A 12,379-nucleotide genomic window follows, 5' to 3' on the forward strand; every position below is an offset into this window, starting at 1 on the left:
GCATCAGCGCTGCGCCACCAGCCAGCGCACGGCTTCGCCTTCGTCGGTAAACTGGTTCACCGAGCAGTTGTCGCCGTGGGTGTGGGGCAGGGGCGGCAGCGACTCGTCCTGCACGTCATCGGCCTGGTGCGGGCCGATGAGGAAGGCCAGGTACACGTGCCCGTGCAGGTGCTGGCGCAGCGTGGGGTAAAACACCGACGTGAGCCAGTGCACGTCGCGGGCATCCACTTCCACCCGGCGGCGCGCGTCGATCAGCCAGCGCCGGCAGGTGTCGCAGCCGCCGGCGTAGCGCAGAATTTCCTGGTAGCCCGTCCGCAGTTCCTGGGAGCCGACGGGGCGCGTCCAGCGGGCCGTCACCAACCCCAGGTCGGGGCGGTGCTGCAGCAGCAAGTAATCGGTAACGGCAACGGGTGACTCCATACGCAAATCAGCAGGTGGATGAATGGCGCGGCAAGCGGAGGTACGGGAGCGGTTGCGCCAGTGTTCGATCGGGGCCGCGCCGCCGGCTTCGGCCGCCGCGTGGCTGGCCTGGGCAGCACCTAAGGTAAGGGAGCCGCACCCAACAGGGCGCACCTGCCGGGTGGGTGCGGGGCCCTGGTAAGGTTGTCGAAAGAAGGCAAAACATTGGCACTGAGTGGGTTACCCGGCGCTGGCTGGCTTTATTCGGTACTGCTGACGACCGCGCCGGGGTAGCCTTTGCGCCGTATTTCCCGGTGGCGCGGGCGGGCATACGCCGCATCCTGCGCAGGGCAGGCTTTGCCCGAAAAATCGTAAAGCGCACGAAAAAAGGCGCCCTGCATGGTGCAGGGCGCCTTTGGCTCGGCAGTAGCAGCGCGCCGCCCGGCGCTTACCAGATGGTGGCGCGCTGCTGCTCGTTGCGCACCATCTTGTCGCCGGGCTTGCAGCCGAAGGCCTGGTAGAACTCGGGCATGTTCATCAGCGGGCCGTTCACCCGGAACTGGGCCGGGGAGTGCGGGTCCGTCAGCACCTGCTGGCGCAGGTACTCGGGGCGGGCGTTGGTGCGCCAGATCTGGGCCCAGGCCAGGAAGAAGCGCTGCTCGGGCGTGAAGCCGTCGTAGCGGGGGCGCGGGGCGTTGCCGTATTTCTGCTGCAGCTGCTTCTGCAGGGCCGAGTAAGCCAGGGCCGTGCCGCCGAAGTCGGCCAGGTTTTCGCCCATCGTGAGCTTGCCGTTCACAAACACCGAGTCGAGCGGGGCGAAGGCCGAGTACTGGCTGCCCACCAGGTCGGCGCGCTTCTGAAATTCGGCCGCGTCCTCCTTGGTCCACCAGTCGCGCAGGTTGCCCTCCGCGTCCGACTGCCGGCCCCGGTCGTCGAAGCCGTGGGTGATTTCGTGGCCGATGACGGCGCCCATGCCGCCGTAGTTGACCGCGTCGTCGGCCTTGGGGTCGAAGAACGGGGGCTGCATGATGCCGGCCGGGAAGACGATTTCGTTGAGCGAGGAGTTGTAGTAGGCATTCACCGTGGGCGGCGTCATGCCCCACACCGAGCGGTCGATGGGCTTGCCGTAGCGGCTCACGTTGTCCTTGGCGTCCCAGAGCCGGGCGTTGATAACGTTCTGCAGGTAGGACTCGCGCGAGATGCTCAGCGCCGAGTAGTCTTTCCACTTATCGGGGTAGCCGATTTTCACCGTGAAGGCATTGAGCTTCTTCAGCGCCTCCTGCTTGGTGCCCGCGCTCATCCAGGGCAGCTGCTGGATGTGGTCGGCCATGGCGGCTTTGATGTTGGCCACCATTTCCAGGGCCTTGGTCTTGGTTTCGGGCGTGAAGGCCTTGTCGACGTACAGCTGGCCGAAGGCCTCGCCCAAAGCTCCGTCGGTGGCGCGCAGCATGCGCTTCCAGCGCGGCTGCTGCTGCTTGGCCCCGCTCAGCACCTGCTGAAAGCGGAAGGCCTCGTCGACGTAGGCCTGGGGCAGGGCCGCGGCAAACGACGACGCGACGTGCCAGCGCAGGTAGGTTTTCCAGTCGCCGAGCAGCTCGGCTTTCAGGGCGGCGCTGGCGTCCTTCAGGAAGTCGGGCTGGCCCACGATGACCTCCCGGGCCGCGCCCAGGCCCAGCTGCTGCAGCATGGCCGTCACGCCCAGGTTCGGAAACTGCTGGCTGGCCTCGGCCACCGTCATCTTGTTGTAGTTGGCGTACGGGTCGCGCAGGGCCACGCGGTCCTTGGAGGCCCGGGCGAGGCGCGTTTCCAGGCGCAGCACCGTGGCGGCGTTTTTCTCGGCCGCGGCCGCGTTGTCGCCCAGCATCTTAAAGGTGTTGACCAGGTAGGTCTGGTAGGCCGCGCGAATGGTCTTCGAGCGCGCGTCGTCCTTGAGGTAGTAGTCGCGGTCGGGCAGCGTCAGGCCGCCCTGCGAGAGGTACACGGCGTACTGCGTGCTGATTTTGCGGTCCTGGTTGACGCCCACGCCCAGCACCGAGCGCGTCTGTAGCTGCTGCTGGCGCACCAGCGCGTTCTGCAGGCCTTTCAGGTCCTTGATAGCCGCGATGCGCGCCAACTCGGGCTGCAGGTACTTCAGCCCGGCCTTCTCGATGGCCACGGTGTCCATGGCCGAGGCGTAGAAGTCGCCGACTTTTTGCAGGTTGGAGCCCTTGGCGGCGGTTTGGTTGGCGGCCGCGTCGGTCAGAATCTGCCGCAGCACGGCGTTGTTCTGGTCGATAAGCGTGTTCCACGAGCCCCAGGTCGACTCCGAGGCCGGAATGGGCGTGTTCTTCAGCCAGGTGCCCGAGGCGAACTGGAAAAAGTTGTCGCAGGGCGACACCGAGCGGTCGATGTTGGCCACTTCGAGGCCGATGCCGGGCTGGCTGGGCTGCTCGGCCTGGGCGGGCGTGGCCGTGGCCGCCGTGGGGGCCGTAGCGGTGACGGTGGCGGGGGTGGAGCTACTGGACGCGCAGCTGCTGAGGAAGCCGGCCAGGGCGCCGGCGGCCAGCAGGAGGTACTTGGGATTGGACATGAAACGAAACGAACGGTGGTACGAGCAAAGAAAGTAGTGAAGAATTTGGAAAGGCTGCTGCGCGGGGCGGCGCCGGTCCAAATATTCACATCGTTCGGCCTGCTTTTTTGCGTACCTCGCATTCGGCGGGGCGGCTGCGGGGCGGGCTAGGCGCCGCCCCGCAGCCGGTAGCTTACCTGCACCTGCAAGGCGGCGTTGCGGGCCCGGGTCAGGTTGTAGTGGTCGGCGTAGGCGCGGGGAATGGGGCGGGCGGGGCCGAATACCGGCGCCGGGTACAGCGACGTGAGGGCGCCGGCGTAGCGCAGGCCCACGCTCAGCGCCGGGGTCAGCGCCAGGCCCAGCCCGGCCGCGTAGCCGGCTTCCCAGCGGCGAAAGTCCGCCGTCGACTCGCTGGCGGAATGGAGCAGGTACTCGTAGGCGCCGCTGTTGCGCACGTAGTCCCGGGTCTGCAGCGCGTTGCGACCCGCGGTCAGGTAGCTCAGCTGGGGGCCGGCTTCGGCAAAAACCTTCCCGAAGCGCACGCGCACCAGCACGGGCAGCGTCAGGTAGTGCAGGCGGCTTTTCTCCTCGTGCTCGTAGTAGCCCAAGGAGCCTTCCCAGCCCAGCACGCCCTCCGACTGAAAACGGGCGCCGCGGCTTTCGTACAGCAACTCGGCCTGCAGGGCTACGCGGGGGCTCAGCGGCTGGCGGAGCCAGGCCCCGGCCACGGGCCCCGGGCGGCCGTTTATCCGGTGGTTGGCCGGCAGCTGAGCGTCGTGATAAGCGCTGGCCAGTACCCCGCCCTTAACGCCGAATTCCGGCGTCTGGGCCTGGAGGGGCGCCGCGGCGGCCAGCAGCGCCGGCAATACGAGTGAGCGAGTATGCATGGGGCAGAATAGCAGGGGTTAACGCACCAGGGTATCAGCAACAGGAGCCCGGTTGGTAAAGCAAGGTTGCATCGGCCCACCGGCCCCGAACGCGCAACGGGCAGCCCGCACCAGCAGGCTGCCCGTCGGAAAAAGGGGGCGCCCGGCGCCTACCAGATATTGGCGCGGTCGGCTTCGGCGCGCACCATTTTCTGGCCCGGCTGGCAGCCGAAGGCCTGGTAGAACTCGGGCATGTTCATCAGCGGGCCGATGGTGCGGTACTGGCCGGGGGAGTGCGGGTCGGTCAGGATCTGCTGGCGCAGGGCTTCGGGGCGGATGTTGGTGCGGCGCAGCTGGGCCCAGGCCAGGAAAAAGCGCTGCTCGGGGGTGAAGCCGTCGATTTTGGGGCGGGGGCCGTTGCCGTAGGTCTTTTGCAGCTGCTTCTGCAGGGCCCCGTACACGATGGTGAGGCCGGCGAAGTCGGCCAGGTTTTCGCCCATCGTGAGCTTGCCGTTCACGTGCACCGAGTCGAGGGGGGAGAAGGCGTCGTACTGGCGGCCCACCACGGCGGCGCGGCGGTTAAACTCGTCGTTGTCGGCCTGCGTCCACCAGTCGCGCAGGTTGCCGGCGGCGTCGTACTGGCGGCCCTGGTCGTCGAAGCCGTGGGTCATTTCGTGGCCCATCACCCCGCCGATGGCCCCGTAGTTGACCGCGTCGTCGGCGTCGGGGTTGAAGAACGGGGGCTGCAGGTAGCCGGCCGGAAACACGATTTCGTTCATCGGCGGGTTGTAGTAGGCATTCACCGTGGGCGGCGTCATGCCCCACTCGTTGCGGTCGATGGGCTGGCCGAGGTGGCGGGCTTCGTCGCGGAAGTCCCACCGGCGGGCCGCCAGCAGGTTTTGCAGGTAGGACTCGCGCGAAATGCTCAGCGCCGAGTAGTCCTTCCACACGTCGGGGTAGCCGATTTTGACGCGCAGGGCGTTGAGTTTCTTCAGTGCCTCTTCTTTGGTGGCCGGGCTCATCCAGGTGTTGGTCTGGATGTGGTCGGCCATGGAGGCCTTCACGTTGGCCACCATTTCCAGGGCCTTGGCCTTGGCGCGGGGCGGGAAGGCCTCGTCGACGTACAGCTGCCCGAAGGCCTCACCGAGGTAGTTGTCGGTGGCGGCCAGCATGCGTTTCCAGCGCACGGTCTGCGTTTTGGCCCCGCCCAGCACCTGCTGAAAGCGGAATGCCTCGTCGGCGTAGGCCCGGGGCAGGGCGCTGCTGGCAGTGCGCACCAGGTGCCAGCGCAGGTAGGTCTTCTGATCGGCCACGGGCTCGGTCTGCACCAGCTTGTCGACTTCGGCCAGGAAAGCCGGCTGGCCCACCACCACTTCCTTGGCGGCCGCCAACTGCAGGGCTGGCAGCAGGCGCGGCAGCTCCAGGTGCGGGTACTGCTTGGCGGCCGCGGCCACGGTCATTTTGTTGTAGTTGCTCTGCGGGTCGCGCAGCTCCACGCGGGTGCGGGAGGCGCGGGCCAGGCGCGTTTCGAGGCGCTCCACCGCTTCGGCGTTTTTGCGGGCGGTGGCCTCGTTGTCGCCGAGTAGCTGGAAGGTGTTGCGCAGGTAGGTGCGGTAGGCCTCGCGGATTTTCTTGCTCCGCTCGTCGTCTTTCAGGTAATAGTCGCGGTCGGGCAGCGTCAGGCCGCCCTGGGCCATGCCCACGATGTACTGCGCGGAGTTCTTCTCGTCCACCTCCACGCCGATGTTGAAGTAGGCGCCGGTCTGCAGCATTTTCTGGTGGGCCAGCGCGTCGATGAGGCCGCGGCGGTCCTTCACGGCGGCCACGCGGGCCAGCTCGGGCTGCAGGTATTTCAGGCCCGCCGCTTCGATGGCCACGGTGTCCATGGCCGAGGCGTAGAAGTCGCCGACTTTCTGGGCGTTGGAGCCCGCTGCGGCGGCGCGGTTGGCGGCGGCCGCGTCGAGGATGCGGCGCATCAGGGCCTGGTTGCGGTCCTGCAGCAGGTTGCGCGGGCCCCAGCTGGAGGCGTAGCCCGGAATGGGATTGGCCTTGAGCCAGGCCCCGCCGGCAAACTGGAAAAAGTCGTCGCAAGGCGCGGCCGCGCGGTCGATGTCGGCCACGCTGATGCTCAGGCCGCGGACTTCGGGCTCGGCGGCAGGCGCTGCAGTGGTAGCCGCTGTCGGCGGCGCAGCGGTATTGGTAGAGGCCGAGGGAGCAGAAGCGGCGCAGCCACCGAGGGCCAGCAGGCCGGCCGCCGTGGCCAGGCGCGGAAGCAGGGTAAAGGTGTTCATGGGCTGAGGGGGAACGAGGGAGAACGGAAGGTAGGAACGGATGCGAAAGACCGCGCCCGCCCGGGCGGGCTGCACGGTGCGCGAAGCTCCGCTTCGTGCACCGTTGCCGACATCCGGGCGACAATTGGGCACCGACACGCGCAGCGGGGCGTCCTACTGGATCAGGTTGGCGCATACCGTGCTTATCTTGCCCGGTAAACGTCGCTCCTCCATCCTGCCGCTCGCATGAAACACGCTCTACTCCTGTCGCTGGCCTTGCTGCTCACGGCCGGTGCGGCCCGCGCCCAGGCCCCGGCCAGCCCCGCTGCCGCCCCCCCGGCCGCCGCGGTGCCCGCCAGCGTCGAAACCGACTTTCTGGCCGTGGCCAACGCCGCCGCGGGGCTGATGAAGCGCCTGATGGCCCAGCCCGCCACCGCCGCCGCCGAGGCCCCGCTGCTGCGCGAGTGCAACGCCCTGTGCCAGCGCGGGCGGCGCGTCACGCCGGCCTACGCGCAGTGGCTGCGCGGCCTCTCGCGGCCCGAGCTGCAAACGGCCGTGCAGCACCTGAAAGCCAGCGCCTTCGTGCAGTACTTCGGCCCCTTGCAGTACGATCCGCAGTTCGAGGCCCGCTACAAGCGCAGCCCCGCCGCGGCGGATATGATGCTGGCCCTGCTCAACGCCCTGGACTTCGAGCGGCAGTAGGCGCCCGGCGTCGGGGCTTGCTACTGCTCGTCACCGGCACCGCTACTCGTTCATCACCCGGTCCTGGTGCTGGATGGATTCCAGGTGAATGGCGTCGAGGAAGCGGTGAATGAATCCCTCGCTGAGGCCCAGCTTGGCGCCTTTCCGCACGCCTCGGTCCACGATTTCCTGCCAGCGGCCGGGCTGCAGGATGGTGATGCTGTTGTCCTTCTTGTAGCGCCCGATCTGCTCGGCCACCCCCATCCGCTTGCTGATCAGCTGCAGGATTTCGTCGTCGAGGTGGTTGATTCGCTCCCGCAGCTGGGCCAGGGCGCTGAGGTAGTCCGGCTGGTCGGTGGTTTCGCGGCGCCACACGATGCCGGCCAGCAGCTCGGCCAGGCGCTCGGGCGTCACCTGCTGGGCCGCGTCGCTCCAGGCCGCGTCGGGGTCCTGGTGGGCCTCGATCATCAGGCCGTCGAAGTCGAGGTCGGCGGCCTGCTGGGCTATGCCGTGGAGCAGCTCGCGGCGGCCGGCAATGTGGCTGGGGTCGCAGAGAATGGGCAGCTCGGGAAAGCGGCGCTTCATTTCGATGGGCAGGTGCCACATGGGCGCGTTGCGGAATTCCGTCTGCCCGTAGCTGCTGAAGCCGCGGTGAATCAGGCCCAGCGGCCCGGTGCCCACCTGGCGCAGGCGCTCCACGGCCCCGGTCCACAGCTCCACGTCGGGGTTGAGCGGGTTTTTGATGAGCACCGGCCGGTCCACCCCGCGCAGGGCGGCGGCCACTTCCTGCACCGAGAAGGGGTTGACGGTGGTGCGCGCCCCCAGCCAGAGCACGTCCACATCGAAGGCCAGGCAGTCCTCCACGTGCTTGGCGGTGGCCACTTCCACGGCCACGGGCAGGCCCGTCAGCTCGCGGGCCCGCACCAGCCAGGGCAGCCCCTTGGTGCCGATGCCCTCGAACAGGCCGGGCTTGGTGCGCGGCTTCCAGATGCCGGCGCGCAGCATGTTTACGCGCCCGGTGGCGGCCAGGCGCTGGCAGGTATCAAGGACCTGCGCCTCGGTTTCGGCCGAGCACGGCCCGGCAATGACCAGGGGCTTATCGGCAAGGAGCGGGTTGGTTTTCGTGGTAAGCGGGGCCGTGGGGTTCATGGCTGGGAAGACAGAGTTGAGGACGAGAGAAAAGCAGGGGAAGTGGTTGTTCGGCTCACTTGATGATGCGGCGGATGTGGTTGGCCTGCTCGATGAGCCGGGCGAAGGCGGCGTAGTCTTCCTGCTGTAGCAATTCGCGCATGCGCTGCAGCTGGTGCAGGTGCTCGTCGAGCACGTCGAGCACGTTCAGGCGGTTTTGACGGAAGATGGGCACCCACATGGCGGGCGAGCTTTTGGCCAGGCGCACCGTGGAGGCGAAGCCCCCGCTGGCCAGGTCGAAAATGCGCTGTTCCTCCTTCTCTTTTTCCAGCACCGTGAGGGCCAGGGCAAAGGAGGTGATGTGCGAAATGTGCGAGACGTAGGCCGTGTGCACGTCGTGCTCGGCCGCGTCGAGGTACACCAGGCGCATGGGCAGCTGCCGAAACAGCGTTTCCACCCGTTGCAGCGCGTCCGGGTCGCTGCCCGCGGCGTCGCAGATGACGAGGGTGCGGCCCGCAAACAGCTCGGCCAAGGCGGCTTCGGGGCCCGAGTACTCGGTGCCAGCCATGGGGTGCACGGCCACAAAGCGGCCCCGGCGCGGGTGCCCGGCCACGGCGGCCAGCAGGGCGGCCTTGGTCGAGCCCGCGTCGATGACGATTTGCCGCTCGGTCACGAGGTCGAGCACCTGCGGCAGCAGCGTGAGCAGCCCGTCCACCGGCACGGCGGCTACCACGAGGTCGGCCGGCTGCACGGCCGCCGTCAGGTCGGGCGCGGCTTCGTCGATGAGGCCCAGCGCCAGGGCTTTCTGCAGGTGCGCCGGGTTCTGGTCGACGCCGATGATGCGCCTAGCCAGGCCCTGCTGCTTCAGGCTCAGAGCCAGGGAGCCGCCGATGAGCCCCACGCCGATTACAGTTACTATCATGGCAGTAGCGTGGGCTTCAGCCCGCGTTTTTCAGAACGAAATCAGGAACGAGAATCAGCCGCGGCGGTATCCGGGAGGACGCGGGCGGAAGCCCGCGCTACGGGCCAGCCCGCTTCGGCCAGACGCTGCTGCGCCTCCGTGAGTACCGCCGCCGGCTGGCACAAACTCACCCGCACGAACCCGTTGCCGTTGGAGCCGAAAATGCCGCCGGGCGTGATGAACACCCGCGCCCGGGCCAGCACCGCGTCGCTGAGGGCGTAGCCGTCGGCGTCAGCGGCCGGCACCCGCGCCCACACGAACAGGCCGACCTGTGCGCGGTCGAAGGAGCAGCCCAGCGCGTCGAGCAGGCCGAACACCTGCTCGCGGCGGGCGCGGTAGGTGGCGTTCAGCTCGGCCGACCACTCCGGGCCGAGCTGCAGGGCGGCGGCGGCGGCCAGCTGCACCGGCAAGAACATGCCCGAGTCCATGTTGCTCTTGAAGCGCAGCACCTGCTGCAAGAGGTCGGCGCGGCCGGCCAGCAGGCCCACCCGCCAGCCCGCCAGGTTATGCGACTTGCTGAGCGAGTTCAGCTCCAGGGCCACCTCGCGGGCGCCCGGCACGGCCAGCAGGCTCAGCGGCTCGTCGTTGAGAATGAAGCTGTAGGGGTTGTCGTGGACCAGCAAAATGCCGTGCTGCCGGGCAAACGCCACCAACTCGGCCAGCGCCGGCGCCGAGGCCCGGGCGCCGGTGGGCATGTGCGGGTAGTTCAGCCACATAAGCTTCACGCGGCTCAGGTCGCGCCGGGCCAGGGCGGCTAGGTCGGGCAGCCAGTCGTGGTCGGCCGTCAGGTCGTAGTCGAGGGGCGTGGCGCCGCTGAGCTGCACGGCGGCGCGGTAGGTGGGGTAGCCGGGGTTGGGAATGAGCGCCTCGTCGCCGGGCTGCAGAAAGGTCATGCACACGTGCACGATGCCCTCCTTGGAGCCCAGCAGCGGCAGCACTTCCGTTTCGGGGTCCAGCGTCACGCCGTAGCTGCGCCGGTACCAGTCGGCCACGGCCTGGCGCAGGGCGGGCACGCCCCGGTAGCTCTGGTAGGCGTGGGCATCGGGGCGCAGGGCAGCGGCGGTCAGCGCCTCCACCACGCTCGGGTGCGGCGGCAGGTCAGGGCTGCCGATGCCGAGGTTGATGACGCGGGCGCCGGCCTGGTTCAGCGCCTCAATTTCGCGCAGCTTCTGCGAGAAGTAGTATTCCTGAATGGGCGCCAGGCGGTCGGCTACGGGTATGTTCATGGTCGTTGGGGGGCGTGGTTCTGGGTGCCGGGGCACAGCGTGTATTCAGGTTGTTATGTCGAGATGTGACGTGCTGAGGCCTGAGGATGAGGTTTTTATTGCGTGTCGTTCAGTAAGTCTCTCCCTTTCGGTACAGGCCCAGCACCCGCACGCTCTCCGCCACTTCGTTCAGCTCGGCCAGGGCGCGCTCGAAATCCTCGGGCGCGTCGAATTCCAGGTCGGCGTGGAAGAAGTACTCCCACATGGTGCCGGGCCGCGGAAACGACTGCAGCTTGCTGAGGTTGATGCCGTGGGCCGCCACCCGCGTGAGTACCTCGGCCAGCGCCCCGCGCCGGTGGGCGGTGTGGAAGTACAGCGAGGCCTTGCTGGCGCCCTCGGCCGGCGCGGCATCGGCGGCGCGCTGCACCACCAGAAAGCGCGTGTAGTTGTCGGCGGCGGAGTGAATGTCGGCGGCCACGATATCCAGCCCAAACAGCCGGGCGGCCAGCTCGCCGGCTACGGCGGCCACGCCCGTCAGGCCTTGCTCCCGGATGCGCTGGGCGCTCAGGGCCGTGTCCTCCGTCTCGACGAGGCGCCAGTGCGGGTGCTGGCCAAGGAAGCCGGTGCACTGCTGCAGGGCCATGGGGTGGGAGTGAACCTCGCGCAGGGCGGCCAGCGTCTGGCCGGGCAGGGCCATCAGGTGCTGGCGGATCTGCAGGTACACTTCGCCAGTGATGCGCAGCTCGGCTTGCTGCAGCAGGCGGTAGTTGGGCAGAATGCTCCCGGCAATGGAGTTTTCAATGGCCATCAGTCCGGCCCCGGCCTCGCCCTGCGCCACCTGCCGCAGCACCTCGGCGAAGGTGGCGCAGGGGCGCACGGCGCCGAGCTGGGGCCCGAAGTAGTGGCCGGCGGCAATCTGGTGGAAGCTGCCGGCGAAGCCCTGAATGGCAACGGAATGCGTCATGCGAACGGAAATAAAAAAGGGCCTCCGCGCTGCGGGGCCCTTGGGGTGCTGGTCGAGAAAACTGCCTCAGACTGCGCAATAGGGGCCCCGCTGCTGCCGGTAGAAGCAGTAATAGCAGCCAAAAAAGAAGCAGGCGGAGCGGAGCATGAGCGGGTTGAAGTCGGGCGAAAAAAAAGCGCCTCCGGGGCAGGAGGCGCTTGTAAAGTCAGGGTTGATGCTGCTACAAAGAGGCCTCGCTGCTACGCGTGAGCGTAGTAGAAGTAGTAGCTAAAAAAGTACTGGGCCTTGGAAGTCAGCATGGGGGTATTCGATGCGAATAAGCCAAAGATGGAGAAGCCCGGCGAGGAATGCAAGCTTTTTTTCGGGCCAATGGATTAACCGGCTGTCAATACCCGCAGCCCAGAGCCGCTACGGCAAGAACTGCAACGGCGCCTGTTTCCGGCCGGCCCACACACGCAGCGACCCGCCAGAAGCGGGCCGTTGCGGAGGTGAGTGAATGGTGAGTGAGCATGAGGCGGGCGGCGGGCTTACCCGCGCCCGGTGAGGCGGCGAGGCAAGGCGCGCAGCTGGCTCCACCAAGTGCGCGGCGAGTACCAAGGACCGGGGTAGCGTGTGATGACGACTTCGCCCATCCAAAGGGTCTCCATTTTCAGTTCGAGGTGCAACGGACGCCCGTCGTACTGGGACAGGCGACGGTACTGCGTCTGGTAGCCAATCGAGGCTATTACCAGCGTCGCCGAATCTGAAAGCGGCAACTGTCCCTCAAAGCGGCCGTCCAGGCCTGTGCTGACCCCGTATTTGGTACCCCGCAATAACACTGTCACCCCCGGCAGCCCCTCCCCACTAGCTTGGTCGATTACCCGGCCCGAAATACGGCCCGCTGCCCTGGCGGCCGGCCTTGACTCCTCTGGCGTAACTACTGGGGCGTCCGGAGTGGTTCCGGCTGGCGCCAAATTGGTGGCTGGCAGCTGCTGGGTGGCCGCCCGGCTCCCGCCCGCCGGTACCGGCCCGCCCGAATGACTGCCGCGCAGCTCCTGGCTGCGGGCGGCCGTGGGCAGCAGGCCCCCGAGCGCAGCGGCGGCCAGCACCCAGGCCCGCCAGCGCGGAGCAGCCGCCGGCGCATGCACCAGCGCCCGGTCAAGCTGCTCCGCCCGGAACCGACCGCACACCCTGCCGCCGGCGGCCTGCCGCAGCTGGGCCAGAATTTCGGCGTCGGTGCGCTGGGTGAAGTCGGTGACGGTGTGCTGGCAGGCGGCACAGTGGCGGCCCTGGGCGGTCGGCGTCATGGCCTCCCACGCCTCCCCGCAGGGCCGCGGAATCTGCACGTGTATCGTGGCACGAGTCATAAAACGAATGG

At 68.0% G+C, this 12,379-nt stretch carries 10 protein-coding genes; 1 reads left to right on the plus strand and 9 read right to left on the minus strand.

Annotated elements, in window-relative coordinates; translation table 11 throughout:
- Positions 1 to 3: 3 nt before the first annotated feature.
- From DLM85_RS22730 to DLM85_RS22745, 4 genes are all read right to left on the minus strand, one after another.
- Positions 4 to 420 carry a hypothetical protein gene (locus DLM85_RS22730; protein ID WP_111480484.1) on the minus strand — a complete coding sequence of 139 codons (417 nt, stop codon included), beginning with the start codon at positions 418 to 420 and terminating at the stop codon, positions 4 to 6.
- A gap of 427 nt (positions 421 to 847) precedes the next feature.
- A complete protein-coding gene (locus tag DLM85_RS22735; RefSeq protein WP_111480485.1) occupies positions 848 to 2,968 on the minus strand; it encodes a M13 family metallopeptidase in 2,121 nt (706 codons plus the stop codon).
- 146 nt (positions 2,969 to 3,114) lie between these two features.
- Positions 3,115 to 3,834: a porin family protein gene (locus DLM85_RS22740; protein ID WP_111480486.1), complete on the minus strand. Its 720-nt coding sequence runs from the start codon at positions 3,832 to 3,834 to the stop codon at positions 3,115 to 3,117.
- A gap of 149 nt (positions 3,835 to 3,983) precedes the next feature.
- The gene (locus DLM85_RS22745) at positions 3,984 to 6,104 is read right to left on the minus strand and encodes a M13 family metallopeptidase (RefSeq protein ID WP_111480487.1); all 2,121 of its coding nucleotides are present in this window, start codon (positions 6,102 to 6,104) and stop codon (positions 3,984 to 3,986) included.
- A gap of 225 nt (positions 6,105 to 6,329) precedes the next feature.
- Here DLM85_RS22745 and DLM85_RS25830 point away from each other — a divergent pair, with 225 nt between their 5' ends.
- Positions 6,330 to 6,785, plus strand: coding sequence for a hypothetical protein (locus DLM85_RS25830; protein ID WP_207891089.1), 456 nt, complete (start codon positions 6,330 to 6,332; stop codon positions 6,783 to 6,785).
- 42 nt (positions 6,786 to 6,827) lie between these two features.
- Here the strand turns inward: DLM85_RS25830 and DLM85_RS22755 are convergent, their stop codons facing one another.
- From DLM85_RS22755 to DLM85_RS22775, 5 genes are all read right to left on the minus strand, one after another.
- Positions 6,828 to 7,913 carry a chorismate mutase gene (locus DLM85_RS22755; protein WP_111480488.1) on the minus strand — a complete coding sequence of 362 codons (1,086 nt, stop codon included), beginning with the start codon at positions 7,911 to 7,913 and terminating at the stop codon, positions 6,828 to 6,830.
- Positions 7,914 to 7,968: 55 nt separating this feature from the next.
- Entirely contained in the window at positions 7,969 to 8,814 is an 846-nt protein-coding gene (locus DLM85_RS22760) for a prephenate dehydrogenase (protein WP_111480489.1), read from the minus strand.
- Positions 8,815 to 8,855: 41 nt separating this feature from the next.
- Entirely contained in the window at positions 8,856 to 10,079 is a 1,224-nt protein-coding gene (locus DLM85_RS22765; RefSeq protein WP_111480490.1) for a pyridoxal phosphate-dependent aminotransferase, read from the minus strand.
- 109 nt (positions 10,080 to 10,188) lie between these two features.
- Complete coding sequence (locus DLM85_RS22770) at positions 10,189 to 11,022, minus strand: prephenate dehydratase (protein WP_111480491.1); 834 nt, start codon at positions 11,020 to 11,022, stop codon at positions 10,189 to 10,191.
- A gap of 527 nt (positions 11,023 to 11,549) precedes the next feature.
- Positions 11,550 to 12,368, minus strand: a complete 819-nt coding sequence (locus tag DLM85_RS22775) for a carboxypeptidase-like regulatory domain-containing protein (protein WP_111480492.1) — start codon at positions 12,366 to 12,368, stop codon at positions 11,550 to 11,552.
- Positions 12,369 to 12,379 lie beyond the last annotated feature (11 nt).

The sequence above is a fragment of the Hymenobacter edaphi genome (assembly GCF_003258365.1).
Taxonomy (GTDB): domain Bacteria; phylum Bacteroidota; class Bacteroidia; order Cytophagales; family Hymenobacteraceae; genus Solirubrum; species Solirubrum edaphi.